The organism is Pseudoalteromonas sp. T1lg75, assembly GCF_002964705.1.
Taxonomy (GTDB): Bacteria; Pseudomonadota; Gammaproteobacteria; order Enterobacterales; family Alteromonadaceae; genus Pseudoalteromonas.
In genome coordinates this window covers 119757-144075 of record NZ_PQCD01000033.1, presented here as the reverse complement: position 1 = coordinate 144075, position 24319 = coordinate 119757, and the positions used below count along the sequence as shown (strand labels likewise).

The window sequence follows — 24319 nt, the reverse complement described above, 5'->3', positions numbered from 1 at the left end:
CTTACTACACGCGGTTATTGCTACCCGGGCTACGCTCGCAGACCGCCACTTGGGAGCTCACCCATGTTAAGACGGCAATTCTTATCCTCACTTTCCAGCCTGTTAACCATTAGCCTGTTGGCACCAAAAACGGCATTTGCCGAGCAACCGACAACAAATGCCTCGGCTCCCATCGCGCCCGGCGACTGGGTGGCCCTGCGCAAGCTGTTCCCGCTCACCCATGACTATATTCAGCTTGCCACCTTTTTACTGGCCTCGCACCCCAAACCGGTCAGCGATGCCATCGCCCACCATAGGCAGCGTTTTGATGAAAACCCCGCCGACTACTGGCACGCCCATTTTATGACCATAGACAAGGAAATTGCCGAGGCCGCAGCTGCCTACATGGGCGGCCAAGCCGCCAATATCGCCCTGACCGACAGCACTACCATGGGGCTGGGCATGGTCTACAACGGCTTAAAGCTGGCCGCCGGCGATGAAATAGTACAAACCACTCATGATCACTACTCCACCGATTTGTCCTTAGCCCATAAGGCGCAGCGCTGCGGCGCCGTGGTGAAACGAGTCAGCCTGTATGACAACCCCGCCAATGCCCATATCGATGAGATAGTTGCCCGAATCAGCCAGGCGCTGAGCAAAAAAACCAAGGTCGTGGCGGTGACCTGGGTGCACTCCTCTACCGGGGTAAAACTGCCGATTAAAGCCATGGCGGCAACGATTCGTAAGGTCAATCCGGAGATATTGTTTTGTGTCGATGGCGTGCATGGGTTTGGCATTGAAGATCAGGATGTGAGCCAACTTGGCTGCGACTTTTTTATTGCCGGCACCCATAAGTGGATCTTCGGCCCGCGCGGCACCGGCGTGGTTTGGGGCACGGAGAGAGCTTGGCAACAGGTAGCCCCAGTGATCCCCAGTTTCAGCGCCTCCTACGAGGTGTGGTTAGGGAATATGACCCAAGATCAGGTGCCCCTTGGTGAGCATATGACCCCGGGCGGGTTCCATTCATTTGAGCATCGTTGGGCGCTGCCCGAAGCCTTTAAGCTGCATTTGCAGCTCGGCAAGGCTCGGGTTCAAAGTCGTATCCATCAGCTCAATCGCCAGACCAAGGAAGGGCTGGCGGCGATGAGGCATGTCACTCTCCACACCCCGGTGAACTCAGAACTTTCCTCCGGCCTGGTATGCTTTGATGTGGCGGGAATGGCACCGGAAAAGGTGGTCGAGACCCTGCATCAGCGCGGCATTATTATGAGCAATACCCCATATCGGCAGAGCCATGCCCGCTTTGCCCCCTCACTGCTGAACAATGAGCAGGAGATAGAGCGGGCGTTGGCGGAGATCCGGGCACTGGCCTAAAATTGAGGGCCTATTTAACAAAGAGTTTGTAAAACAGTCGGTGAATGCTGCGGCCATAAGGCGGGTAAAGCAGCTTACCGCCATTGAGCTTACCCAGGGTGTGTACCGCCTTGGCCTTGGAAAAGGTCTGAAAGCCCTCAAAACCATGATAGTGCCCCATGCCCGACTCGCCGATGCCGCCAAAGGGCAAATCCACCTGAGCCAAATGGGTCATGGTGTTGTTGATACAGACTCCGCCGGAGTGGGTGTCCTGAATAACCCGCGCGTGTTCATTCTTATCCAAGCTGAATAAATACAGTGCCAAGGGTCGCGGACGCGCGTTGATATAGTCCACGGCCTGTTGCAAGGACTCATAGCTCACAATGGGCAGCAAGGGACCAAAAATCTCTTCGGTCATCACCCGGGTATCTTGCCCGGCGTTGTCAATCAGCACCGGCGGCATTTTCCTGCTGCCGCTAAAGTCCTCCTTGGCTGGGTTAATAGTGGTGCAGCTCGCCCCCGCGGCTTTGGCCTCTTCCAGCAGTGCCTGCAATCTTTGGTATTGGCCGTCATTGATAATGGCGGTGTAATCCGGATTGTCTTTAATGCTGGGGTACATGCGAGCAAAGGCGTTTTGATAAGCGGCGATAAAAGCCTGCTTTTTATGCTCGGGGCAAAGAATATAATCCGGTGCCACGCAGGTCTGGCCGGCATTCAGGGATTTACCAAAACAAATGCGCTCGGCGGCCATATCCAGGTCGATAGTATCGCCGATAATCACCGGGGATTTACCGCCCAGCTCCAGCGTCACCGGGGTGAGGTTGGCCGCCGCGGCGCGCATCACCAACCTGCCCACGGCGGTTGAGCCGGTAAAAAACAAATGATTAAAGGGCAATTGCGAGAACGCCGTAGACACATCGGCAACGCCGGTAGTCACCGCCACCTGCTCCTCGCTAAATACCTCTCCCAACAATGCCGCTAAGCATTGGTTAAAGTAAGGGGTATGCTCGGACAGCTTAAGCATCACGCGATTTCCGGCGGCGATGGCGGTAATTAACGGGCTTAAACTTAAATATAGAGGGTAATTCCACGGCACCATAATGCCCACCACCCCAAGGGGTTGATACACCACCTTATTGCTTGCCGGCTGGAAAATCAGCGCGGTTGAACGAGCCGAGGGCTTGCACCAGCGAGCAAGGTGTTTAATGGTGGAGTCGATAGCCTCCACCAGGGTCAGCACCTCGCACAGGCGGGTTTCATCTTCACTGCGATGACCGAAGTCTTTGCTAATGGCCGCAACCAGCTCATCCTGCTTGGCCAGCATCACTTTTTTGAGCGCCTGTAACTGGGCTTTTCGCTCGTCGACGGCCGGGTATTTATTGTTGTTAAAGGCCCTCAACTGCGCTTCAAACAGGGGTTGCAACTGAGCAACCTGAGTGTGCTGGTGAAGAAGATTGTTTTCAATATTCATAAAGACTCGCGCATTGATTGACCAGTCGCTTGTTTTACCTAACTTTTAAGGTAAAGGCCGTGACCGGTCTTTGGGTGTCGTACCCCTTGTTATACATCAAGTGATTGAAAATAACGATCAGGCCTGTGTTTTTAGCAGTTAATTTTACTTCGGCATGGCAAACCTCTGCGCCAGAAACATTATTTGTGCTACATTTGCCGCGTTTTTCACCCTATTGAGGCGGCTATCGCCATGCTTGCGATTATTCTTGTATTTTTAAGCGCATTTTTACTTTTCCAAGTCCAGCCGATCATGGCCAAGATGCTGTTGCCCAGCTTTGGCGGCGGCACTCAGGTTTGGACGGCGTGCTTGTTGTTTTTCCAAACATTTCTGCTCGCAAGCTATGGTTATGCGCACCTTATCTCAAGCCGCTTGGCGTTGAAAAAGCAGTTTTTCGTCCATGGTGGCGTTTTACTAGCCGGAGCCATTGCCCTGCCCATAGGCACGCAGGCGCTCGGCGCCCCGAGCGACGCCCCCGCCTTGGGCGTGTTAGCCCAGTTGGCGATGGCCGTGGGTTTGCCTTATTTTGCCCTGGCTGCCACGGCGCCCTTGATGCAAAGCTGGCAGGCCAAGGTGGATTATGAGCATGCCTACAAGCTCTATAGTTATTCCAATATTGGCTCCTTTTTGGCCCTGCTCTCGTATCCATTCGCGGTGGAGCCCTGGCTCGGGTTAGGGGATCAGTCCTGGCTGTGGAGCGGTTTATTTGTGGCCTTTGCCGCCACCTTCTATGCCTATATGGCACGCTTTTATAATCAGGCCAAGCGCCTTGGCAGCACAGAACAGAGCGCCTTTCGCGGCGGTATTCACGGTAAATGGCTGTTGTGGTTGCTGCTTAGCGGCTGCGGCGTGATGGTGCTCACAGCTAGCACCAATGCCATGACCCAAAACGTGGCGCCTGTGCCCTTCTTATGGTTGTTACCGCTGGCACTGTATCTGCTGACCTTTGTGCTGTGCTTCCACTCGCCCAAAGCCTATCATCGTATTTTCTGGCTGGCGGCGCTGGCGGTCTGTGCCTTTATCTCCTGCTTCTTATTCTTTATCGGCAGCCAGTTCGATATCGTCAGCCAGGTGATTCTCTACTCCTTGGTGCTGTTTGCCGCCTGTATGATCTGTCATGGCGAGCTGGTGCATGCCAAACCCAGCACCGAATACCTGACCCAGTTTTATCTGGTGATGGCCCTAGGTGGCGCGCTGGGCACGGCGCTTATCACTTTTGTCGCACCGCAGGTATTTACCCTGTATTACGAATACCCCTTGGCCATAGGCGCCGCCTTGGTATTGTTTGCCTGGGGAGTTGTCAGTGATAAAGGCATCCACAGAGCCCCCTTGCTAGGTGGCAGCGCACTGGGCACAGTGGCTCTGGCTGGACTCTTGTTCTTTTGGCTCGATGGCCAGTTTAAAAGTAACGACATTGAGCGACTGCGTAACTTCTATGGCCTACTAACCGTTACCGAAGTAAACATTGAAGGGCGCACCGAGCGCCGCCTGATCGACGGCACCACCACCCATGGCGTGGAGGTACTCAAAGGTGAAGGCCAAGGCGAGCCACAAAGCTATTACCGCTACCAAACCCTGGTAGGGCAGTTACTGCAAGACCTACCGAATGGCTCCCATGTAGGCTTTATTGGCCTGGGTGCCGGCACCTTGGCGGCCTACGGTAAAAGCAAAGATACCTATACCTTCTATGAGCTTAACCCCAATGTGCTGGCCACGGCCCAGGCGCAATTTAGCTACCTTGATAACTCCCAGGCCAAGTTGGATTATGTGCTAGGAGATGGCCGCATCACGTTAAGCGCACAACAAGCGCAGGGGCAGGAACAGGTGTTTGATGCCCTGGTGCTCGATGCCTTTAGCGGCGACGCCATCCCTATGCATTTGCTGACTCAAGAAGCCATGGCCTTATACTTAACCCAGCTTAAAGAAGACGGCATTCTGGCGGTGCATATCTCCAATACCCATTTGGATCTCACCCCCCTGATGCGAGGCTTGGCGCAACAATTCGATTTAACCATCCTCTATGGCGAGGCCAAGGCCGAACAAAGCCATGGTCATGATGTACGCTGGGTGCTACTAAGCCGAGATAAGGGCCAACTCGAGCCCTACCGTGCCAGCGAGTCCCCCTGGCCCAGCAGTACAGCACCCTTTGTATGGCGCGACGACTACAGCAACCTGCTGCAGGCCATGAAGTTTATGGGTGAGTAGGCTTGTTTGATGTTTAATGGCGCAGGGCTAACAAAGACTGCGTCATTGTTTTATTTATCGCTTTTACTTTATTTTCAGAAAAAAGATGTCAAGGAAATGAGTGGCGATTCAGTTTTCTAAATATAGCCAGCCTTTAAATAGATGCACAATGCAAGACCTGACCCCTTTTTCCACATTAACTTTTAAAAATTAAGATTTTATTATTTACCATTTTCTTGTTTATCATTTCGTTCCCTTTCTGAGCCAAACAACCTCCCCGTAGGTATCAGCACAAAAACAACAAGGCAAACACCTAAAAGTACAAATGAAATTTTTCCAAAAAAATCACATTGACTCGGGAAGTAATCACAAGAAACAACCTCCATATACTTGAATGTCTTTATAAAAAAATATGCCAAAGCCATGAGCATAAAATAAATCAATAATTTCTTAATCCACTTCGCACTTACAACGACCAGACTCTTCATTATATTTCTCCAATCCCCATCTCGTAAAATCAGACACTAAGCCCCAACTAAACCCACAAAGCCTGACTTAATAAAATTATTGAGCCCATTTCCTACTATACTACGTTGATTCAAAGTCTACATATGGAGCTGTAATTCCTCCTGTTAAACCTCCTGCGGTGCTAGACAAAAAGTCATCTTGCGCACCAGCTAGGGCGCCTGCGCCAAAGCCTACAACTGCAGCACATCAATTCGGTTTTGACTTTTCCGCTCCAGCTGCTATCGCACCGATAGATACGTAGGCCATAGTCGGGCCTGTATGATACCCAATCACTCCATTCACCCCAGCAAAGGCAAGAGCCACTCGCCAGTCTCTCGTTTCTATAATAGAAGCTGTAAATGCTCCAGCAGCACCTGAAATACCATCAATCATATTAGCTGAAAAAAAATTAGACCCAACGAATCAAAATAACTAATCGGATTCTGATACGCATACCCATAGGTAATCATCCCCCCACCCAAACTGAAACAACCTGGACACCCATCTAAACATATTCTTGTGGTGCGAGACTGCAGCAAGTAGCTACAAGCAATAAAGTTTATGAGCGGTGGTTAGATTGGAAGAATTAAGCAAATGTATATTCAAGGCCAGCATAAGCACTGGCCTTGGCAGGTTATAACATCTTATTGCTGTAAGTCGATGCGATAGAGGGCAAAGCCGTTTTCATCGAGTTTAAGCGGTGAGGTCGGTGTGACGGCCGGCAAAGTTTCGGCGATGGCGGCCACATCATCCAAAGGTGAGGTTCTAAACACCACATTCAGTGGCGTGTCTGTGCTGACCTTGGCAAAGCGCCAGTTGTTGTCCGCGGAAGGATCTAACCCCGTCTCTGGCGATTTAGCCGCTTCGCTGATGATATAGCTGCGCAGCACACCGCGGTTTTCATCCGGGCCTTCAAAGGTTTCACGGCTGCTGCCATCTATGGCCGGGAAGTTGCCGCCACCACTGGCGCGATAGTTATTGGTCACAACCAAAAAATCCGCCTCAGGATCGATAGCCTGGCCTTGATACTGCAGGTTAACGATGCGCGAGCTCTCTGGGTTAATAAGCACGCCTTCGTTGTCATAACGCTTAGGCTGGGTTACGTCAATTTCAAAGGTGACGCCGTCGATGATATCGAAGTTAAAGGTAGGGTAGCTGGTATCGAGCAGGTTTTGCTCGGCACTGGTGCTCATGTCGATTTGGTTAAACTGACCGGCGGAGCGCTCTAGCCATTCCTTTACGTCACCGCCTGATACCTTCACCATGCGAATGGTGTTGGGGAAGACGTACAGGCTGACGGTATCGAGCATTGCAATGTCGCCCGCCTTCACATGGGTGTAATCCTCCACGCCATTGCGCCCGGCACGAAACGGCGCTGCCGCCGAAAGTACCGGCAAACCATCTAATTCGGTGCCCTGAATAAAGGCGCTACCCCAGGCGATTTGCGCATCGGCAACGATTTGAATGGACGGGTCGTCCTGTACCAGGGCGAAGAAACTAAAGATGGGTGCAGAGATCTTCGCAAACGGCTCACTCACCCAGTCGATGGTGGCCTTATGTTCAAGCTCGATGGCCGCGGCAATTTCCCCATCGGCCTCGGCCAGGTCGACAAAGTTGCCTTCTGCATCCTTGGTGCTGATGGCGCGGTTGCTCACCGCCGAACTTGCAACCTGCCAGCCACCGTTTTCTGTGGGCTCCAGCTCCAGGTCGATAATACCCAGATGATTACCGAAAAAGCCCGGCATCACCGCGGGCACGCCATTGAGAGTGCCATTGACATTATCTATGCCCGCTTCTTCAAAGCCATCATTAGGCGGCATCGCCGGGGAAAACGCGGTGGTTATGACCAAATAAGATGGCGTCTATTCCCTCTACCTGAGAAAGGTAGAGGGCGGTGTTTTCGGCCATGCTTTCATAGGCGCTGGCGGTTAACCCTGAGTGAGGAATGGCAATAACAATATCGGCCCCCTCTTCTTTCATTTGCGGCACAAACTTCTCGGCGGTGGCGACGATATCCTTGGCGATCACCTTATCCTGCAAATGGGCGTTGTCCCACTGCATAATTTGCGGCGGTGTCAGCCCCAGGTAGCCGATTTTAACGGTTTGCTCGTTGCCATCGCTGTCGAAGACGATTTTGTCTTGAATATAATAAGGCGTGTAGCGGTTTTGATCGTTACTCTCATCATTATCACCATCATCCACGTACACGTTAGCATTCACATAAGGGAAGTCGGCTCCCGCCAAGGTGGCATCTAAAAACTCCAGGCCGAAGTTAAATTCGTGATTGCCCAGGTTAGCCACGTCATAGTCCAATAGATTCATCGCCTTATAGGCCACGTGAGTCGCGCCATTGAGAATATCGTCCTTGCGCACCAGGGCTTCATAGTCGCCCAACGGGCTGTTTTGAATTAGGTCGCCGTTATCCACCAAGACACTGTTAGGCACCTCGGCACGGGCTTCTTTGATCAAGGTGGCGGTATTAACCAGCCCCAGGGTTTCCGATGGCGCCTGAGCAAAATAATCATAGTTCGACAAATACATGTGAATGTCTGTGGTTTCCATGACCCGCAAACTCACCGTGGCTGAAGGGCTCACGCCAATGTCTTGGTCATCGTCATTGTCGTTACTTGAGCTGCAACCGCTGAGGCTTAGAGCAACGGCTAATGCCAGGGTGGATTTTAATAAGTGCTTGTTATTGATGGGCGTTTTCATACTTGTTCCATAGTTTTTTGAAAATGAAGATTGCCCCATCACCCTAAAAAGGCTTTATGAATTTATGATGAAAAAGTAGTATCAAAATGTTATCGAGACGCCGCTCCACACCTTTTTAAATACGCGCTTCAACAAAAGCACTAGACGACTGGTCTAATCGAGTTTATGATGCACGCCATGAACGCAAAAACCAATGACACACGCCAGCATATTTTAAAGGTCGGCTACGAGCTTATCGTCAGCAAGGGCTTTACGTCCGTTGGCCTTTCAGAGCTGTTAAAAACCGCCAATGTGCCCAAGGGCTCTTTCTATCACTACTTTAAGTCGAAGGAGCATTTTGGCGAGGCGCTGATCCAGGATTATTTTAGCCAATACCTCGAAGCCATCACCGCGCTGCTTGGCAACCCGGCGCTCAGCGGCTATCAGGCACTGATCCAGTATTTTGAGCTGTGGCTGGCTCAGGATAAGGGCAGCTGCAATGCCAATAAATGCCTGATCGTTAAACTAGGTGCGGAGGTATCGGATCTGTCCGAACCCATGCGTGTAGCCTTGAAAAACGGTGCCGATAGAATCGTTGATACCATAGCCCAATGCATTGAACGCGGCGTGGCCGATGGCTCAATTAAGGCCACCAATGCCAAGCAAAGTGCACAGCAAATCTATTTTCTATGGATTGGTGCCAGCTTGTTGAACAAGCTATATCAGGACCAAGCCGGGCTAAAACAGTGCCTGGAAAACACCAAACAGCTATTGCAGGGTAACTAGCCCGGCAATGAAATTACACCGCCATGTGTTTGGCGGTTTTTTTGCAACGAAAACTAGACGACCGGTCTAATCAATATTTAAATTTAGGAGAACACCTATGTCAGCTTCAACCCAAAACCGCCGCATCGTATTGGCATCACGTCCCCATGGCGCCCCGACGGCGGCTAACTTTCGCTTAGAAACCAGTGCTAAACCCGAGCCGCAAGCAGGCGAAATTCTGCTACGCAGCGTGTATTTATCACTCGACCCTTATATGCGTGGGCGCATGAGCGACGCCGAATCTTACGCCGAGCCGGTGGCCGTCAATGACGTGATGGTCGGCGGTACCGTCTGCCAGGTTGAGCAATCACACAACAGCGACTTTGAACCGGGTGAATGGGTGCTGGCCTACACCGGCTGGCAGGACTATGGCATCTCCGATGGCAAGGATCTGATCAAGCTGGGTAAAAACCCCGCTCACCCTTCTTACGCCTTAGGCGTTATGGGCATGCCCGGCTTTACCGCTTATATGGGGCTGTTGGACATAGGTCAACCTAAAGCCGGTGACACCCTGGTGGTGGCCGCAGCAACCGGCCCGGTGGGCGCCACCGTAGGGCAAATCGGTAAGCTTAAGGGTTGTCGCGTTATCGGCGTTGCCGGCGGTGCGGAAAAATGCCGTTATGCCGAAGAGGTATTGGGTTTTGATAAATGTCTCGATCACTATGCCGACGATTTTGCCGAGCAACTGGCAGCAACCTGCGACCAGGGCATCGACATCTACTTCGAAAACGTTGGCGGCAAGGTATTCGATGCGGTAATGCCGCTGCTGAACACCGGCGCCCGAGTGCCACTGTGCGGTTTGGTCTCTCAATACAATGCCACCGAGCTGCCACAAGGCCAGGATCGCCTGTCATTATTGATGGGGCAACTGCTGATCAAACGCATCAAGATGCAGGGCTTTATTATCTTTGATGACTACGGCCATCGCTACGATGAATTTGCGAATGATATGAGCCAATGGCTGGCGCAAGGCCACATCCAGTATAAGGAGCAGATCGTGACCGGGCTGGACAATGCACCCGAGGCTTTTATGGGCTTACTTGAAGGGAAAAACTTCGGCAAGCTGGTCATTAAAGTTAACGATCCTCTTTAATATTGCGCAATAAGGAAGAAAATATGATTAAACTACATCACCTTAACCAGTCTCGCTCTAAACGCATTATCTGGTTGCTCGAAGAGCTGGGGTTGGCGTATGAGGTTGTGCCCTATCAGCGCGATAGCGTGACATTTTTGGCCCCACCAGAGCTAAAAAGCATCCATCCGCTGGGCAAATCGCCGGTGATTGAAGATGAGGGGCAGGTGATCACCGAGTCCGGTGCCATTACCGACTACCTGATTGACAAATATGGCGCCCAAAAGCTGGCACCAGCGCGTGGCTCTCAGGCTTATACACAATACCAGCAGTGGCTGCATTTTGCCGAAAGCTCAGCGATTTTACCCCTGTTGCTTAAGATGTTTGTCAATAAAGACGGTGCCAAGATGAATTTTCTCGACGGCTATGCGGATATCGAAACCCATAAGGTGATGAGTTACTTTGACGCCAGCCTGGCAGGCAAAACCTACCTGGTGGAAGAGCGCTTGACCGGCGCCGATATCATGATGTCTTTTATCGTTGAGATGCTGCAAAAGTTTGGCTTAATTGAGCAATACGCCAACCTTCAACGCTATAGCGAGCAACTGGCCACACACCCCGCCTTTCATAAGGCCGATGCGGTTGAGGCCGAGCTGGATACCTCGGTAAGTTAGCGCAGATTAGTACAACGACACCCAAGGGGTAATTGGCAACAATTACCCTTTTTTATCGCCAATACGGTCCCTTCCAAAGACATCTATTGATGACTTTATGTAAAATACCCTTGACATAAAAACAATCCAAGCCTAACTTAAATGTAAAGCAAACATGACTTTTAGACAAAGGAGTTAGACTTATGACCTGTGAGCAACTTGATTCTAGACCAGCGGTGATCAACACCACCAAGAAACTGGCAATATGGACGGGAGCCTGGGTTGGCTCGGCGGCACTGGCGACCCTGGGTCACCAATTGTTATGGACAGATAACATCACCCTGTCGCTGATTGCCATAGTGATCAACCTGCTCCTTGGGGTGCAGATGATCCGCGCCTACATCAAACACCTGAAGGCCCTCGACGAGCTGCAGCAGAAGGTACAAATTGAAGCAGCGGCGATCACCGCAGGCACCGGCATAGTCGCGGGCAGCAGTTACAGTTACTTATCGAGTTTTGGGGTGATCCAGCAGGAGGCGGATATTAGCGTGTTAATCGTTATTATGGCCCTGGCCTACATAGCCGCCATTATTATCGGCATGTGGAGATACAGATGAAAAATCGCTTAAAGGTACTGCGTGCCGAGCGCAATTGGACTCAGGCCGACCTAGCGAATGCCCTGGGTGTCTCCCGGCAAACCGTAAACGCCATAGAAAAAGGCAAGTTTGATCCAAGCCTACCCCTGGCCTTTAAATGCGCGCGGCTGTTTGAGCTGCAAATTGAAGAGATTTTTGAGGATGAATCCGTGTGAATTGCGCCAGCCAAAAAAGCCGCTCAATTGAGCGGCTTTGGTTCTCTCATCGTTGGGCAGTATAGCGCTTAGAAGCTATAACGCGCACCAATGCTGTAACGTGGGCCATACTGACGAGCAAATAAGAACTGCTCTTCATAACGACCATAGCCTCGCTCTGTTTCGTTATTGAGGTTAATGCCTTCGAAGAACACGGTGACTTGCTCGTTGATGTCATAATTCACGCTCAAGTCCCACTGGCCGTAGGTATCACCAAACTGAGGAGGTGCATCCGCTGAGCCTTGTGACTGACCCACACCAATCAAGTACGAGTCACGCCATGCGTATGTCACTTTGACCGACAAGCCATTCTTATCATAAAAAGCCTGCAGGTTAGCAGAGTCACTTAAACCATAAAGCGGCGCTTGTTGCGTCAGGCTGTCAACATCAAACTCAACGTCACCATCAACAAAGGTTGCGTTCACACCCAGGCCGAACCCCGTCTCACCAAACACATGCTGTAGGGCAAGCTCAAAACCATCAACTGACTTGCTGTCGCTATTCTGTGGTTGGGTGATATTCCACACCATTAAGGGATCCGAGCTGTTGGGCTCAATGGCACCATCTGCATTACCGTAACCAAGCGCCAGTAATTCATTGAAAATAGCATCGCTCGTTGCTTGCTCACCGCGCGCTTCCAGGGCTGTAACAGCCTCTTGATAGCGCGGGCCATTGAGGATGTCATACAGACCATCAATGGTGGTTTCGGTGATCTGTCTTTGAATAAAGTTATCCACGTCTTTTTTGAAGTAACCAACAGAGGCGTAACTACCTTCGCCGTAGTAATACTCAAGCGACAAATCGAGGTTTGTTGACTCAAATGGCAAGAGGTTGGTGTTACCTTGAGCGCCAGTACGTGAACCTGGTTTTGGACTGCCCGTCAGGCTGCGTCCACCCGCCAAGTCACCCAAGGGCGCACGGGCCATGGTTTTGCCCCAAGACGCACGGGCAACCACCTCATCTGTTAGCTCAACTTTGACATCAATATTGGGCAACCAGATGTCATAATTACCCTCTTCGGTGTAGAAGTTGTCGCTGCCACCGGCTTCGTATTGCATGATCCACTCAGACGCACTGACCCAGTTAACCTGCTGTTCAACGCGCTGACGAACGGTGCTGGTGACGTCTGTTTCCTCATAGCGTAAGCCCGCGTTGATTTGCACAAAGTAATCGGCAACATCAAATTCCCACAGGGTATTGACGTAAAAACTTTGCGTTTTCTCTTCCACTTCACTCTCACTGTCGATGCCATCGAAGAAGGGGTCAATGGAGTAGTAGTTATCACCTAGAAGGTCTTCGGTTAAAAACGCCAGCTGGCGCGCCAAGGCTTCTTCAAAGCTGAAGGTGTAGTAATAGTTTGGCTGCAAGGCACTGCCGCCACCCGCGAATTCATCCAGCAGATCACCGGTTTCGTTTAGGTGAACATGCCGTCCGGGAAGATTTCGGTGAAGGACGGGTTAAAGCCAGGGCCGCCACGCAGACCACTCCAGGCGGTGAAACCACCCATGGTTTGTTTGGTATGAGCGGCACCAAACTTCACTTTCACCAACGGAATTTCAAAGCTGTCGTTTAACCAATCGGCGTGCAGTTGAGCTTGCTCAACCTTGGACTCACCTGGTGAATAGATAAACTGACTGAAGTTTGAGTCTATCTCGCTGGGGTTAAGCACGGTCGTGCCATTGTTCCAATTAACGTAAGCATGCGGAATTTCACCGCTGCGGTAGTCGTACACTTTACTGCGTAGTTGATCAGAGCCCAGAATGATCTGGCCATCAGCTCCTAAACCATCGTCGGCACCATTGTCGGTTTCATTTTTTGAGTCGTGGTAGTCAAATTCAACCTGCCACTGGTCGTTAACTTGCCACTCAAGGTTGAGACCAATTGAGCGCGCTTCCACTTCTGTGGTGTTACGGCTGGCGGTGAATGAACCGTCGTTACCGCTGATATCGGCATACAAGGCGGTACCGTTTTCATCCAGTTCATAGCTGTTGATATTGCCACCGAACTCGTTCCAAATACCCCAACCAACCGTGTTAGTTCCGGTGATTGCTCTGCTTGCCGTGTAATCGAGAGTCGCAACCAAGCTATCAACCGGTGAGTATTGCAGTGTGACCTGGCCGTTAGTTCGTTCACGTTCAACATTGGCAATGCTGTAGTTCATGTCTTTTGGGAAGAAGTGGTTCCCGATGCGGTTGCCTTCGCCGTCTACCGCGCGTGGATCGATGAACTCACCTTCTGCGAGTGTTGGTAAATCAACATTCGCTTGCCAGCCTTGAATATTGGCTGCCTGCTGTTGAAAATCACGCTCCTGGTGTGAAAACGACACGGCAAAACCCAGCGAATTATCCGCATAGGTGTTGCTGTACATCGCCGAGAATTCAGGGGTTACATCGTCGCCCTCTTCGTTGGAAGTATCGTGATTGGCCTTAAGGGACGAGCTGAACTGCTCGCCTGGGCGCTGCAATGGACGCGTTGTTATGATATTAACCGTTGCTCCCAAACCACCACTTGGCACATCGGCCTGCCCAGATTTGGCCACCTCAAGGGCACTAATACCGTCCGCTGCGATGTTTTCCAATGCAAATGAACGGGTATAACCCGTTCCCGGCATTTGACGGCCGTTGAGGGTGATCAGGTTAAACTCGGGACCAAAACCACGAACGGTGATTTCACTGCCTTCACCATTTGAGCGACTTACCGATACCCCGGTGATACGCTGCAAAGACTCGGCTAGGTTGGTGTCCGGGAACTTACCCATTTCTTCCGCAGAGATGGCATCCACCACGCCGGTTGCCTGACGCTTCATATCCATTGCACGGATCATACTGCCAAGAATACCTTTGACTTCGATGACTTCGATTTTATCTTCGGTACTTTGCTGTTCTTCAAACGCCTGTGCATTTGAGATGCTGCCCATTCCCGCAGTCAGGATCATCGCTACCGACGCTGCAAGCGGTGTTTTTATAAATTGTGTGCTTCTCATGATTACCTGCTTTTGCAATTTAATGTCATGTAATGAGGGTGCCGCTCATCGGCACCCATGGCCTGTTGTCACCCTTGCTTAAGGGTTCGCAATCACTGTGTTATCGATGCGGTACACCGCACCTTCACCCATGCCCCATGAAGGGAACACCATGACAACGTCGATTGCACTGATATCAAGACCTGCGCTCAGTAAATCCGCGAGCGTAAAGGTATAGGTTTGCCACTCACCCGCTACCGGCTCGACACCTTCTTGGCTTGCGCTCAATGGTAGCTCTACCGCTTGACCGGCATCGTTGGATTCAATTTTGAACAACCACTGCGCATCTGGGTTACTTGCGTTTGATACGATCTTCATTTCAAAACGTATCACACCAGCGGACAACAAGTGTGATGAATCAAAAGACACACCATCGGCAGCGAGGAAACCCATGACAGTTGGCGTCGCACCAATTTGGAACTCGGCGACAGCACCATGTGCCTCGTCGTCCGTCTCCACGGTTGGCGTACTGCCGGCACAACAGTCCCAAATACTCCATTGCTCGGCCACATTATCGGCAAATAAGGTCAGGTCAGTTTGCGGCTCTGGCGCAAAGATACGGGCGTTATCCACACGGTAAATGGCTCCCTCACCTTGACCCCAGGCTGGGAAGATCATCACCACATCAATGGCGCTTACATCTAAGCCGGCTTGCAGCAAGGTATTAATCGGGAAGGTGTAGGTTTGCCATTCACCCGCAACTGGGTCTGCACCTTCAACACTGGTATTAAGGTTCATTTCAACCGCTGTTTCACCGTTATTTGATTCCAGTTTAAGCAACCAGGGTGCATCAGGCGTCGTTGACAGCGATGTGACTTTCATTTCGAACTGCAACATGCCGTCGTCCACAAGCGGTGTTGCATCGAATTGTGTTCCGCTGCCGCCAAATTCGGTGCGGTTGATAAAGCCCATAACAGTAGGACTGGCGCCAATAGAGAACTCGGCCGTGACCCCATGAGCCTCATCATCGACCACTTCAACCGGCGTTGAACCACCACAGCAGTCCCACAACGGCCAATCGGTGTTGGTTTCATCCGTGAATAAGGTGAGTGAAGGAAGAGTACCTCCGCCATTGGTGATCTCGACATTATCAACACGATAAACCGCACCTTCACCTTGACCCCAGGCTGGGAAGATCATTACCACATCGATAAGCGATACATTCAAACCTGCATCCGATAGCGCTTGCAGTGGGAAGGTGTAGATTTGCCACTCACCGGCGACTGGATCAAGGCCTTCGGTGCTGGTGTTTAGATTCACTTCAACTGCGGTTGCGCCACCATCGCTTTCAATTTTGAACAGCCAAGGCGCATCTGGCGTGCTTGGCAACGAAGTGACTTGCATGTCAAAACGCACATAACCGTCTTCTAGCATGCCACTGGCATCAAATGGCGCCGCTTCACCGTTTTCATCTGTGATAAAGGCATCGCGGCTGATAAAACCATTCACCGTCGGGCTTGCACCCACATTAAACTCAACAACGTCACCCCGGTTGGCATCTGCAACAAGACCCGGCGTTGAACCACCGCAGCAATCCCATGCCGGCCAATCTGGGTTGAAGCTACCATCGAAGATAGTTAAGGGTGTTACTGTGCCATCACTTGGCGGGGTTGGTGCAGGTGCTTTACCTTCAACCAGTGCGTCGTTCAAGTCATCGTAACCTGGACGAACCGTTTCGCAGCCTTTGCCTGTATCCGGGTCTTGCGCACATTCATAGACGCGAACATAGTCGACTTCGAATGTTTGACCATTTTCGAACGCAGTCGCGTCGATACCCGTTTGGTTTACATTCTCCGGCCAATCGCCCCCCACGGCGAAGTTCAAGATCATATAGAAGGTTTGATCGTAAGGACTCGAATCCCAGTGGGTTTGCAACTCACCGGTTGTCTGATCGTAATACTCTGAATACCAACCCCGGTGTTTAAGCGCCAGCGCTTCGCCTTTTGAGTTGTATAGTAATTCAGACTGGCGCTGCGTCGCGTAGAGGTAGTTATCTACATACCAGCGGATTTCACCCTCTTGCCATTCAATTGCATAGGTGTGGAAACCATCCGCTGGATTAGAATCTTGAGGGAAGGTATAGGCCTTACCGCTTTGATCATTGTTTGGCCATTCGCGACCATAATGCAATGTGCCGTAGATATTGGATTCTACACCATCATCGGTAGGTACTTTGAGGTTAACCGACTCGACTACGTCGATTTCGCCTGAACGTGGCCAGCCGCCATATACTTCATCGGTTGGCAGCATCCAAAATGCTGGCCATGAGCCCTGACCGCTTGGCAGTTTCGCGCGCATTTCAAAACGGCCATATTTGAAATCTGCTTTATAGCGCGTGTTAAGACGTGCCGAGGTATAGGGTTTTGCGGCACCTTCATCTGCGGGCAACGCAACGATATTCAGAATGCCATCGGCAACGAAAGCATTTTCGGCACTGTCGGTGTAACACTGTTTCTCGTTGTTACCGCCGCCAGCACAGTCTACTTCGAAGTTCCATTTACCCTCGTCGATCGTATCGCCGTTGAAATCATCTTCCCATACCATGACCCAATCTGAAACGGGTTCACTTGGGTCAATGGTATCAATCTTGGTATCTGTGGCTGAGCCACCGCACCCTGCCAATGCGACTACCGAGAGTGCCATGGCTAGTTGCGTTATGTGTGTTTTTACTTTGTTCATTGCGTTGAACCCTAACATCATGTGTTTGTTAGTATCTAGCTGATATATATTAGTTTTTATTGAAACCAGCTAATTTGTAAGCGCTTACAAAATCAAGCAAATAAAAAGCACTGAGAATGTAAGCGCTTTCATAGAGTATTGTAAGGTTGTTAAAACGTCAACAAAGTAAATGTTTTTTTAACATAGAAAATATCTAAAAGTGATTATAAATAGACCGGAAAGCTAGCTGAACTGCAGTGTGAGTTATGGAACAAATGGCCAATTAATCAAGTGGTTGTTTTTAATTGGCCATTATTGGCAGGGAAATATGTAAGCGCGTGTGAGCGATGCTCCCCTGGCTTTGGGATTGTTCAGTTACCCTGAGCTATCAGCTCGTAGGAGCGCAAACGGGCGTGTTGATCATGAAGAATGGCGTTAATCATGATTTCATCGGCGCCGGTACGTGCCTGTAAGCCACGTAGCCCGGCGTGTACCTTGTCCTGATGGCCAACGATGGACTCGCGCAACATATGGGTTACCTGCTGGCGCTCCGCCGCGGTCCAAATCATATCCATATTCTCGGTTGGTGGCGGAATTAGCCCCTCTTGCCCTCGCAGCATGCTGACAAACTTTTGTTGCCCAGTGGTAGCCAGAAACTCGGCTTCCTCATTGCTATCGGCGGCTATCACGTTCACCGCCACCATGACATAAGGCTCGGCCAGTTGTTGGCTCGGTTGAAACTGCTGGCGATACAATTCAATGGCACGCATCATAAAATCAGGGGCAAAATGCGAGGCAAATGCAAAGGGCAGCCCCTTTTTCGCTGCCAACAGGGCACTGTAGGTGCTCGAGCCCAACAACCATAAGGGCACCTGGGTACCGACTCCGGGATAGGCGCGTACCCTTTGCCCGGGCTTGGCATCCCCAAGGAAATACGCCAATTCATCGACTTGCGGCTCTAAATCTTCCGCCGCGCTCGGATCGCGACGCAGCGCATGGGTAGTGGCGCCATCGCTACCCGGAGCGCGACCTATACCAAGGTCGACGCGATCCGGAAATAAGGTCGCCAGCGTACCAAACTGCTCCGCCACCACCATGGGCGCATGATTGGGCAGCATCACGCCGCCGGATCCTATGCGTATCTTGTCGGTATGAGCACCAATATAGGCCAACAAGGTTGAGGTGGCGGCGCTGGCGATATCGGGCATATTATGATGCTCTGCCATCCAAAAACGCTGATAGCCCAGGCGTTCAACATGTTGCGCCAGCTCTTTTGCGCGCATGAACGCATCGCGGGTCGAGCTCCCCTGAACCACGGGAGCCAGGTCAAGCACGCTTAAAGGGGGTAATTTTGCCATCATGTATTCACTGCCGTTGAAAGTTGTCAGAAGGGTAGAGTAACAGCTTTGTTCGCTCACATTTAGACAGCTACAAACACATCTTTGTGGCTAAATCGGCATCAATCTTCAACATGAATGCCACAACGCTCTCCCTAGGCTTAGGCTAAGATAGAAGTGTCATAAAATTAACAAGGTCAGGGGCTATGATCGGGACTATTTACGATGGGAACAAGCTCATGCGCGTCGCATTCATCACTACACTTTTCGCCTTGTTGGCTTTGGCGTACGTTCTCCCAAGCGCTAACGCCTCATCAGCAGTTATCGCAGCAGATACTCACATTCAGCTCGGCCCCCGCCCCTATGCGCTCGTCGATGCCATGGCGCCCAGTGCGCTCAAAGACAAACTGCTCGCCTGTGGCGACAAAGAATTCAAGGCCCATGCGTTTTCCATCGGTCATCGTGGAGCGCCGCTGCAATTTCCCGAACATACCCGCGAAAGCTACCTGGCTGCGGCACGCATGGGTGCCGGTACACTCGAATGCGATGTCACCTTTACCGCCGACAAGGAGCTGGTCTGTCGCCACTCTCAATGCGACCTGCATACCACCACCAATATTTTGCAAACCGAGTTGGCGGCCAAATGCTCTGAGCCTTTTACACCGGCTTCCACGCTCAAACCGGCCAGCGCCAAATGCTGTACCAGCGATATCACCCTGGCGGAGTTTAAAACCTTAAAGGGGAAAATGGATGGCGCCAACGAGCACGCCACGAACGTCGAAGACTATCTGCGCGGCACCGCCGACTGGCGCACCGACCTCTATGCCATCCAGGGCACACTGATGACCCATAGAGAGAGCATTGCCTTGTTTAAAGAGCTGGGCGTGCAAATGACGCCTGAGCTTAAAGCACCCAAGGTCAAGATGCCGTTTAAAGGCATGTCGCAAGGGGATTACGCCGCCAAAATGATCGAGGAATATCGCCAGGCTCAGGTACCTCCTAGCCTGGTGTGGCCGCAGTCTTTTAACCGCGATGATGTGATTTATTGGCTCAACCACCACCCGGATTTTGCAAGTCAGGCGGTATACCTGGATGGCCGTGAAAATGGCGTACATTTCGATCATCGCAAGCCGCACAGCTGGTCGCCCAACATGAAAGAGCTGGCTAACCAGGGTATAGAAATGATCGCGCCGCCAATCTGGATGTTGCTTGATTTAGACACAGACAACAACATAGTGCCCTCGGCCTATGCCAAGGCCGCTAAGAATGCGGGATTAAAGATCATTGCCTGGTCGCTGGAGCGCTCAGGTCCATTAGAAGGTGGCGGCGGATGGTACTATCAGTCAATCACCGAGGCGGTAAACAATGACGGTGTGCTAATGCAGGTACTGGATGTGCTGGCGCAAGAAGTGGGCGTGAGCGCCGTCTTTAGCGACTGGCCGGCCACCACCACCTATTACGCCAATTGTCTGCTTGCAGCGGATGAAAATTAAAGAAGATTAAAAGTAAGTACACACCAATATAAATATCTCAGTAGGCCGTTTAATGCCATTTTAACTGATGACGCAAAACCGACTTAAGCCTCTAATTATTAGGGTAAAGTTTATATTTTTATGGCGCTATTAGGGACACAATGGTAGGCTTGAAGCGGCGCTTTATTAATCAACAACTAGCTAGCGCCCTAATTTCGGTCTTTTCTAAGGAGAGTAATATGGACCCCGTTTCGCAGATCCTCAACATGCTATTCACCGTTGAGGCATTTCTACTGATCTTCGTGATTGTGCTACTTAAAAGCAGCGTGAAGTTCGTTCCACAAAACCGCGCCTGGCTTATTGAGCGCTTTGGTAAGTATCAGTCCACCAAAGAAGCCGGTCTTAACTTTATCGTTCCTTTTATCGACCGCATCGCCGCCGATCGCAGCCTAAAAGAGCAAGCACAAGACGTTCCGTCGCAGTCTGCAATCACCAAAGACAATATCTCGCTTATCGTAGACGGCGTGTTGTACTTCCGAGTACTTGATCCGTACAAAGCAACCTATGGGGTTGATGACTATGTATTCGCCGTGACCCAATTGGCGCAAACCACCATGCGTTCCGAGCTGGGTAAAATGGAGCTAGATAAAACCTTTGAAGAACGTGACTTGCTCAATACCAATATCGTCGCGGCAATCAACCAGGCCTCAGAGCCCTGGGGTATTCAGGTGCTGCGTTATGAAATTAAAGACATAGTGCCGCCAAATTCTGTGATGGAAGCGATGGAAGCACAGATGAAGGCCGAGCGTGTAAAACGTGCGCAAATCCTTGAATCCGAAGGTGATCGTCAAGCCGCTATCAATGTGGCCGAAGGTAAAAAACAATCACAGGTACTGGCCGCTGAAGCGGAAAAGGCCGAGCAAATTCTTAGAGCCGAGGGTGAAGCCCAGGCCATTATCGCCGTGGCCGAAGCCCAAGCCGACGCCCTGCTTAAGGTCGGTGCTGCCGCCGATACCGAACAGGGTCAAAAAGCCATCCAGCTTGACCTGGCTACCAAGGCCATCGCCGCCAAAGAAGCCATCGCCCGCGAATCGTCAGTGGTGTTACTCCCTGAAAGCGGCACCGATGCGAGCTCTTTGGTAGCCCAAGGGATGTCCATCATTAACTCCCTTAATAACAAACAAAAAGTTAGTTAACGTATAGGAGAGTATTATGGAGTTCATCACCAACAACCTTGCCGAAGCCTTAATGATTTTGGGCGTACTTGCCCTTATCGTGGAGGTCGCGGTGCTGGGTATGTCGACCATTATTTTGCTGTTATTGGGTCTGTCGCTGTTGGCCACCGGGCTCATGATGAACTTTTCATTACTGGATAGCTCGTTAACCACGGCACTGTGGAGTAACACCCTGGTCACTGCAGCCTTAGCCCTCTTGCTCTGGAAACCACTTCAGCGCATGCAGGAGCAACGCGACAGCACCGAAGTGCACTCTGACTTTGCCGAGTTAACCTTTACGCTAACAGAAGATGTAGACGATGAGGGCTTAGCCCATTACGTCTACTCTGGTATCACCTGGAAACTTAAAAGTAGGCAGCCTCTTAGTGCTGGCACCTTGGTCAAGGTGGTGAAAAAAGAAGTGGGTGTGATGTGGGTGGAAGCGTCTGAATAACTCCCCCGCTGCACACCTGACCTGCGCGAAGAAGCGCACGCAATAAAGATAAGTACGAACACATCGCGGTGAGTTCGTACTTTTTTTATGGCGATGCTAACTAATACCACACTCTAGCAAGGCTGAGGTGGACGCTGAAATACTGGTTTGTTCAACGCACACTTGTGTTTCACACAAGATGTTTAACTCGTCGCTAATATGCGATACATAAACCAGTGATACCCCACCCTGTTGCAACCTGCGTAAATAATCCAATATCTTTTTCTTCAAACGCATGTCGATACCCGTCAGCGGCTCATCAAACAATAAAAAATCGGGCTCACTATAGATAGCCCGCGCGATGGCAACACGCCGTTGTTCACCGCCAGAAAGAAGGTGCGGCTTGCGTGTTAATAAATTTTCCAACTCCAACACCGATATTAGCTCTGACAACAAAGCCGGGTTTGCCTGCTTATTGCCAAAAGATATGTTCTTCAGCACATTAAGATGAGGGAATAAACAGGAATCCTGACAGACCACCCCAGCCCGGCGGTTCTCAGGCGACACAAAGACACCCTGTTGTGAGTCCTGTAAACACCGTCCTGCCACTTCCACACGTCCAACCGCGCGGGGCTCAAAACCCGCCAGGATTCGTATCAATGACGTTTTTCCGCAACCTGACGCGCCGGTGATCCCCACACTGTGCACCTTCCCCGTATTGATCTCATAGCGTTGGCGTTGCTCCCCCCGAGCGAGCATACAGTTAATGACCAGCATGTTTTTGCCCGCCTCCTTTTAAGATATTAATAAAGGTTAGGGTAATAATGGCAAATACAAAGAGACCCAATGACATACGGTGAGCCGCGTCATAATCCATGGCTTCTACAGCATCAAAAATCGCGATTGAGAGCACTTGCGTTTCCCCTGGGATGTTACCACCTATCATCAAAATCACACCGAATTCACCCACGGTGTGAGCAAAGCACAATAGCGTCGCGCTCATAATGCCGTGTTTACATACGGGTAAGGTGACCCTGATAAAGGTTTGCAAGCGACCATAACCCAGGGAGCGGCCCATTTCGCTTAAGCGATGATCAAACTGGGCAAATGCACTTTGCAGTGGACCGATAACAAAAGGCAGCGAATACAACAACGAGCCCAATAAGATCCCAGTAAAAGAAAAGGCTAAAGGTCGCGACGTAAGTGCACTAAATTGTGAGCCGATAAAGGAGTCAGGAGAAAAGGCCACCAACAGATAAAAGCCCAACACGGTGGGAGGTAAAATAAGAGGAAGAGTGATCACAGACTCGACAACCCTGGCCATTATGCTGCGACTGGCATTGAGCCACCAAGCAAGAGGCAAGCCGACTAACATTAGAATCAAGGTCGTCAAAGTCGCCAACTTTACGGTCACCCAGAGCGCGTCATAGACGAGGTTACTGAGCATAATCATCCACCTGTTCATAACCCGTTTGGCGCAGAATCTGCTTGGCAATGGGGGTCGTTAAGAACTCGATAAACTGCTCTGCGGCTGGATTCGGCTGCTCTCCCAATAACGCTAGAGACTGCACCAGGGCTTGCTGACGAGGCAGCAATTGATACGCTGTTTTTGGTATTTTCTGGGCAAGCACCAAACTGTAAGCAACCAAGCCTACATCGGTGTTTTTCAAAGCGGTAAACTGAAAAGCCTGGCTGACATTAGCGGCTATAATGGCCTTACACGCTTGGAGACGCGGCATGTCAGCGAGTATGTTCTGCGCGGCGATGCCATAGGGCGCAAATTTTGGGTTCGCATAAGCCAGACGACAGTCACCAGGTAAGACATTCAGCACCTCTGCAATAGGCCTTTGTGCACTATAAAGTGCCAATTGCCCCTGAGCATAGTGGCGGGTATCACGCGCATACCCCTGTTGCAATAATAGCGCAGGTCGCTGAGTGTCCGCAGCGAAGAAGATATCGAAAGGGGCGCCGCGTCTTATTTGCTGGTACAGAACCCCCGTTGACGCGCTCGAAATACTAAACCTGACCGCCATGCTCAGCTTGGTATGCGGCAACAAGTTGCTGTAGCGGTAACTTAAAGTTACTGGCTACGGCCAAACGTACGGGGTCCGCTTCAGCCTTTACCATCAGCGGCATCATGACTAACAGAGACAATGCCCAGAGTCTCATTCGGACTCACCCCAACGCGCTAATGCCAAAGTATCTTTGTCATTTTGCGCCAACCAAAGCTCTCCCTCTTGGCGCTGCTCCTTTTTCCAAAAAGGCGCTTCACTTTTCAAATGATCCATCACATATTCACACGCCAAAAAAGCTTTTTCCCGGTGTCTTGCAGCAACACCAACAAAAACAATTTGTTCATTGAGAGCTAAACTCCCCACTCGATGCACAACATCAATGTGCGGCACTTCAAAGCGCGCTTTAGCACGAGTGCAAATCGCTTCAAGGCTTTTTTGCGTCATTCCCGGATAGTGCTCCAAGGTGAGGCCGCTAACGGCCTCACCCTGATTGATATCACGCACTAATCCGACAAAACTGACGACGGCACCACAACTGCTGTCA

21 protein-coding genes and 1 pseudogene are annotated in these 24319 nt (G+C 51.0%); 10 read left to right on the top strand and 12 right to left on the bottom strand.

The window, feature by feature from the left end:
* Positions 1–63 precede the first annotated feature (63 nt).
* Complete coding sequence (locus C2M36_RS07340) at positions 64–1353, top strand: aminotransferase class V-fold PLP-dependent enzyme (protein WP_105254343.1); 1290 nt, start codon at positions 64–66, stop codon at positions 1351–1353.
* 10 nt (positions 1354–1363) lie between these two features.
* Here the strand turns inward: C2M36_RS07340 and C2M36_RS07335 are convergent, their stop codons facing one another.
* Entirely contained in the window at positions 1364–2803 is a 1440-nt protein-coding gene (locus C2M36_RS07335) for a coniferyl aldehyde dehydrogenase (RefSeq protein WP_105254342.1), read from the bottom strand.
* Between the two features lie 231 nt (positions 2804–3034).
* Between C2M36_RS07335 and C2M36_RS07330 the strand changes: the two genes are divergently transcribed.
* Positions 3035–5047, top strand: coding sequence for a spermidine synthase (locus C2M36_RS07330; protein WP_105254341.1), 2013 nt, complete (start codon positions 3035–3037; stop codon positions 5045–5047).
* Positions 5048–5247: 200 nt separating this feature from the next.
* On the opposite strand, the gene C2M36_RS07325 is transcribed toward C2M36_RS07330, so the two are convergent.
* The 3 genes from C2M36_RS07325 to C2M36_RS17110 form a co-directional block, all read right to left on the bottom strand.
* Positions 5248–5514 (bottom strand): hypothetical protein, encoded by a 267-nt coding sequence (locus C2M36_RS07325; RefSeq protein ID WP_105254340.1) that lies wholly within the window; start codon positions 5512–5514, stop codon positions 5248–5250.
* Between the two features lie 663 nt (positions 5515–6177).
* A complete protein-coding gene (locus tag C2M36_RS17115; RefSeq protein WP_325050532.1) occupies positions 6178–7383 on the bottom strand; it encodes a 5'-nucleotidase C-terminal domain-containing protein in 1206 nt (401 codons plus the stop codon).
* The gene (locus C2M36_RS17110; protein ID WP_325050531.1) at positions 7343–8245 is read right to left on the bottom strand and encodes a metallophosphoesterase; all 903 of its coding nucleotides are present in this window, start codon (positions 8243–8245) and stop codon (positions 7343–7345) included. Before C2M36_RS17110 ends, C2M36_RS17115 begins: the two co-directional genes overlap by 41 nt.
* A gap of 177 nt (positions 8246–8422) precedes the next feature.
* Between C2M36_RS17110 and C2M36_RS07315 the strand changes: the two genes are divergently transcribed.
* The 5 genes from C2M36_RS07315 (at position 8423) to C2M36_RS07295 (ending at position 11585) form a co-directional block, all read left to right on the top strand.
* Positions 8423–9010 carry a TetR/AcrR family transcriptional regulator gene (locus C2M36_RS07315; protein WP_105254704.1) on the top strand — a complete coding sequence of 196 codons (588 nt, stop codon included), beginning with the start codon at positions 8423–8425 and terminating at the stop codon, positions 9008–9010.
* Positions 9011–9107: 97 nt separating this feature from the next.
* The gene (locus C2M36_RS07310; RefSeq protein WP_105254339.1) at positions 9108–10142 is read left to right on the top strand and encodes an NADP-dependent oxidoreductase; all 1035 of its coding nucleotides are present in this window, start codon (positions 9108–9110) and stop codon (positions 10140–10142) included.
* Positions 10143–10165: 23 nt separating this feature from the next.
* Positions 10166–10795: a glutathione S-transferase family protein gene (locus C2M36_RS07305; protein WP_105254338.1), complete on the top strand. Its 630-nt coding sequence runs from the start codon at positions 10166–10168 to the stop codon at positions 10793–10795.
* Positions 10796–10977: 182 nt separating this feature from the next.
* Positions 10978–11391 carry a hypothetical protein gene (locus tag C2M36_RS07300; protein ID WP_105254337.1) on the top strand — a complete coding sequence of 138 codons (414 nt, stop codon included), beginning with the start codon at positions 10978–10980 and terminating at the stop codon, positions 11389–11391.
* A complete protein-coding gene (locus C2M36_RS07295) occupies positions 11388–11585 on the top strand; it encodes a helix-turn-helix transcriptional regulator (protein WP_105254336.1) in 198 nt (65 codons plus the stop codon). Before C2M36_RS07300 ends, C2M36_RS07295 begins: the two co-directional genes overlap by 4 nt.
* A 68-nt stretch (positions 11586–11653) precedes the next feature.
* On the opposite strand, the pseudogene C2M36_RS07290 reads toward C2M36_RS07295, so the two are convergent.
* The 3 genes and pseudogenes from C2M36_RS07290 to C2M36_RS07280 all read right to left on the bottom strand — a co-directional run bounded on the left by C2M36_RS07290 (position 11654) and on the right by C2M36_RS07280 (position 18665).
* Positions 11654–14607, bottom strand: a pseudogene (locus C2M36_RS07290) (TonB-dependent receptor).
* A 78-nt stretch (positions 14608–14685) separates the two neighbouring features.
* Positions 14686–17325: a glycoside hydrolase family 16 protein gene (locus tag C2M36_RS07285; protein WP_105254335.1), complete on the bottom strand. Its 2640-nt coding sequence runs from the start codon at positions 17323–17325 to the stop codon at positions 14686–14688.
* A 350-nt stretch (positions 17326–17675) separates the two neighbouring features.
* Complete coding sequence (locus tag C2M36_RS07280) at positions 17676–18665, bottom strand: LLM class flavin-dependent oxidoreductase (protein ID WP_234399113.1); 990 nt, start codon at positions 18663–18665, stop codon at positions 17676–17678.
* Positions 18666–18880: 215 nt separating this feature from the next.
* Here C2M36_RS07280 and C2M36_RS07275 point away from each other — a divergent pair, with 215 nt between their 5' ends.
* From C2M36_RS07275 to C2M36_RS07265, 3 genes are all read left to right on the top strand, one after another.
* On the top strand, positions 18881–20134 hold the full coding sequence (locus C2M36_RS07275) for a glycerophosphodiester phosphodiesterase family protein (RefSeq protein ID WP_105254334.1): 1254 nt from the start codon (positions 18881–18883) through the stop codon (positions 20132–20134).
* A 218-nt stretch (positions 20135–20352) separates the two neighbouring features.
* Complete coding sequence (locus tag C2M36_RS07270) at positions 20353–21309, top strand: SPFH domain-containing protein (RefSeq protein WP_105254702.1); 957 nt, start codon at positions 20353–20355, stop codon at positions 21307–21309.
* A gap of 16 nt (positions 21310–21325) precedes the next feature.
* On the top strand, positions 21326–21781 hold the full coding sequence (locus tag C2M36_RS07265; protein ID WP_105254333.1) for an NfeD family protein: 456 nt from the start codon (positions 21326–21328) through the stop codon (positions 21779–21781).
* 96 nt (positions 21782–21877) lie between these two features.
* On the opposite strand, the gene C2M36_RS07260 is transcribed toward C2M36_RS07265, so the two are convergent.
* From C2M36_RS07260 to C2M36_RS07245, 5 genes are all read right to left on the bottom strand, one after another.
* A complete protein-coding gene (locus C2M36_RS07260; protein WP_105254332.1) occupies positions 21878–22537 on the bottom strand; it encodes an ATP-binding cassette domain-containing protein in 660 nt (219 codons plus the stop codon).
* Positions 22524–23207 carry a molybdate ABC transporter permease subunit gene (gene modB, locus C2M36_RS07255; protein WP_199883022.1) on the bottom strand — a complete coding sequence of 228 codons (684 nt, stop codon included), beginning with the start codon at positions 23205–23207 and terminating at the stop codon, positions 22524–22526. The genes C2M36_RS07260 and modB overlap by 14 nt, the downstream gene beginning before the upstream one ends.
* Positions 23197–23793 carry a molybdate ABC transporter substrate-binding protein gene (modA, locus tag C2M36_RS07250; RefSeq protein WP_105254331.1) on the bottom strand — a complete coding sequence of 199 codons (597 nt, stop codon included), beginning with the start codon at positions 23791–23793 and terminating at the stop codon, positions 23197–23199. The genes modB and modA overlap by 11 nt, the downstream gene beginning before the upstream one ends.
* A complete protein-coding gene (locus C2M36_RS16795) occupies positions 23777–23929 on the bottom strand; it encodes a hypothetical protein (RefSeq protein WP_158678872.1) in 153 nt (50 codons plus the stop codon). Before C2M36_RS16795 ends, modA begins: the two co-directional genes overlap by 17 nt.
* Positions 23926–24319, bottom strand: a 394-nt coding sequence (locus C2M36_RS07245) for a molybdenum cofactor biosynthesis protein MoaE (RefSeq protein ID WP_105254700.1), incomplete at its 5' end; no start/stop codon positions are given. The genes C2M36_RS07245 and C2M36_RS16795, both read right to left, overlap by 4 nt.

Bases quoted from the DNA above. Each gene is read 5' to 3' on its own strand.
- C2M36_RS07330 (WP_105254341.1), top strand. From the start codon at position 3,035: ATGCTTGCGATTATTCTTGTATTTTTAAGCGCATTTTTACTTTTCCAA.
- modA (WP_105254331.1), bottom strand. From the start codon at position 23,793: ATGGCGGTCAGGTTTAGTATTTCGAGCGCGTCAACGGGGGTTCTGTAC.
- modB (WP_199883022.1), bottom strand. From the start codon at position 23,207: ATGCTCAGTAACCTCGTCTATGACGCGCTCTGGGTGACCGTAAAGTTG.
- C2M36_RS16795 (WP_158678872.1), bottom strand. From the start codon at position 23,929: ATGAGACTCTGGGCATTGTCTCTGTTAGTCATGATGCCGCTGATGGTA.
- C2M36_RS07335 (WP_105254342.1), bottom strand. From the start codon at position 2,803: ATGAATATTGAAAACAATCTTCTTCACCAGCACACTCAGGTTGCTCAG.
- C2M36_RS17110 (WP_325050531.1), bottom strand. From the start codon at position 8,245: ATGAAAACGCCCATCAATAACAAGCACTTATTAAAATCCACCCTGGCA.
- C2M36_RS07340 (WP_105254343.1), top strand. From the start codon at position 64: ATGTTAAGACGGCAATTCTTATCCTCACTTTCCAGCCTGTTAACCATT.
- C2M36_RS07260 (WP_105254332.1), bottom strand. From the start codon at position 22,537: ATGCTGGTCATTAACTGTATGCTCGCTCGGGGGGAGCAACGCCAACGC.
- C2M36_RS07295 (WP_105254336.1), top strand. From the start codon at position 11,388: ATGAAAAATCGCTTAAAGGTACTGCGTGCCGAGCGCAATTGGACTCAG.
- C2M36_RS07275 (WP_105254334.1), top strand. From the start codon at position 18,881: ATGCGCGTCGCATTCATCACTACACTTTTCGCCTTGTTGGCTTTGGCG.
- C2M36_RS07305 (WP_105254338.1), top strand. From the start codon at position 10,166: ATGATTAAACTACATCACCTTAACCAGTCTCGCTCTAAACGCATTATC.
- C2M36_RS07325 (WP_105254340.1), bottom strand. From the start codon at position 5,514: ATGAAGAGTCTGGTCGTTGTAAGTGCGAAGTGGATTAAGAAATTATTG.
- C2M36_RS07280 (WP_234399113.1), bottom strand. From the start codon at position 18,665: ATGATGGCAAAATTACCCCCTTTAAGCGTGCTTGACCTGGCTCCCGTG.
- C2M36_RS07265 (WP_105254333.1), top strand. From the start codon at position 21,326: ATGGAGTTCATCACCAACAACCTTGCCGAAGCCTTAATGATTTTGGGC.
- C2M36_RS07270 (WP_105254702.1), top strand. From the start codon at position 20,353: ATGGACCCCGTTTCGCAGATCCTCAACATGCTATTCACCGTTGAGGCA.
- C2M36_RS07310 (WP_105254339.1), top strand. From the start codon at position 9,108: ATGTCAGCTTCAACCCAAAACCGCCGCATCGTATTGGCATCACGTCCC.
- C2M36_RS07300 (WP_105254337.1), top strand. From the start codon at position 10,978: ATGACCTGTGAGCAACTTGATTCTAGACCAGCGGTGATCAACACCACC.
- C2M36_RS07285 (WP_105254335.1), bottom strand. From the start codon at position 17,325: ATGAACAAAGTAAAAACACACATAACGCAACTAGCCATGGCACTCTCG.
- C2M36_RS07315 (WP_105254704.1), top strand. From the start codon at position 8,423: ATGAACGCAAAAACCAATGACACACGCCAGCATATTTTAAAGGTCGGC.